General features: G+C 78.7%; 2 protein-coding genes. Both read left to right on the forward strand.

Going from position 1 to position 1,774, the window contains the following annotated elements; all coding sequences use genetic code 11:
* Nucleotides 1-954: glycosyltransferase (locus Q4D18_RS06570; RefSeq protein WP_303126703.1), on the forward strand; the 954-nt coding region annotated here is incomplete at its 5' end.
* Nucleotides 955-1,054: 100 nt separating this feature from the next.
* Entirely contained in the window at nt 1,055-1,657 is a 603-nt protein-coding gene (locus Q4D18_RS06575) for a DUF4190 domain-containing protein (RefSeq protein ID WP_303126704.1), read from the forward strand.
* Nucleotides 1,658-1,774 lie beyond the last annotated feature (117 nt).

Raw genomic sequence — 1,774 nt, forward strand, 5'->3', positions numbered from 1 at the left:
CAGCCCGAGGAGCTCGACGCGCTGGTGGACGCCGCCGACGCCTCCCTGGGCCCGGGCGGGGAGCTGCTGCTGTGCCACTGGCGCCAGCCGATCACCGGCTGGCCGCTCGACGGGGACGCGGTGCACGACCGGGTGGCCGCCGACCCGCGGTGGCGGCTGCTGTCCGAGCACGTGGAGGCGGACCTGCGCCTGTCCGTGCACACCCGCGCCTCGGCCGCCACGCACGCCGTGGTGGTGGTGCCCGCCAAGGACGAGGCCGAGCACCTGCCCGACTCCCTCGCCGGGCTCTCCGCCGCCCTGGACCGCTGGGAGGCGCAGCACACGCAGGGCTCGGCCGTCGCGGTGGTGGCCGTGCCGGACGACGACGCCCCCACCCTCGCCGCGGCCCGCGCCGCCCGCGCCCGCGACCCCCGGATCCACGTGCTCGAGCTCGCCCCGGGCGCCGGCGGGGTGGGGCGGGCGCGCGCCGAGGCCGCCCGGCACGCCCGAGGGCTGCTCCCCGACGTGCCGGCCGAGGCGCTGTGGCTGGGGTCCACGGACGCGGACACCCGCGTGCCCGCCGACTGGCTCGTGGGGCAGCCGGCCCTGGCCGCCCGGCGTCGTGCGGACGGCCAGGTGCTGGTGCTCGGCACGGTGGACCTGCCCGCGCACGCGGACGAGGACCTGGCTCGCAGCTGGCGCGCCGACTACGAGCACCGGGAGGGCCACCCCCACGTGCACGGGGCGAACCTCGGCCTGCCGTGGGCCCTCTACGAGCGGGCCGGCGGGTTCGCCGCGGTGTCCGAGCACGAGGACGTCCGCCTGGCCGAGGCCGTGCGGGCCCTGGGCGAGGACCGGGTGCTCGCCACGGACCGGGTGCGCGTGCACACCTCCTCCCGGCTGGAGGGCCGCACCCCGGGCGGGTTCGCCGGCTTCCTGCGGGACCTGCTGGAGGAGGCCTCCGCCGAGGGCTGACCGGCCTGCCCGGGACGTCGGCGCGCGCCTAGACTCGGCACAGACGCGGCTCCCGCGCGGGAGACCGCGACGGACCGCCCCCGCCCAGGAGAGGAACCCCATGGCCCACCCCCACGACCAGGACCCGCACGGCCGGCACCCCCAGGACCGGGAGGCCGGCACGCCGTCGGAGGGCGGCTGGCCGGACCAGCCCGCCGCTGAGCGCACCGGCTCGTCCACGTCCTGGTACGCCGAGTCCGCCGCGGCCGACGAGGAGGCCACGCGCGCCCAGGCCCCGTCCTACTCCGAGGAGGCCGCCCGCCCCGCCGCCGGCCTGTACGGCACCGGTGCCCCGGCGTACGGGGCCGCCCCGGCCGACGCCCACGGCCGGCCCGCCTACGCCCAGCCCGCGTACGGCGAGCCCGTGTACACCGGGGGCGGCCACGCCCCGGCCTCGGCCGACCAGTCCGGCACGGGCCTGTCCATCGCCTCGATGGTGGTCGGCATCCTGTCCGTGATCGGCGGCTTCACCCTCGTCGTGCCGCCCATCGTGGGCGTGGTCCTGGGCCACATGGGCCTGAAGCGCGAGCCCCGCGGCCGGGGCTTCGCGATCGCCGGCCTCGTGACCAACTACCTCAGCCTCGCGTTCCTCGCGCTGGGCATCCTGCTCTTCCTCCTGCTGATCGTCTTCGCCGGGGCCGCGGCCACCTCGGGCGGGTACTGACCCCACCCGCCCCGACGACGACGGCGCCGCACCCCTCCGAGGGGTGCGGCGCCGTCGGCGTGTGCCCGGGGGCGCTGCCCGGCCGCTCATCCGGCCAGCATCAGCTCCACGTGGGCG

The sequence above is a fragment of the Micrococcus sp. genome (assembly GCF_030523875.1).
Classification (GTDB): domain Bacteria; phylum Actinomycetota; class Actinomycetes; order Actinomycetales; family Micrococcaceae; genus Micrococcus.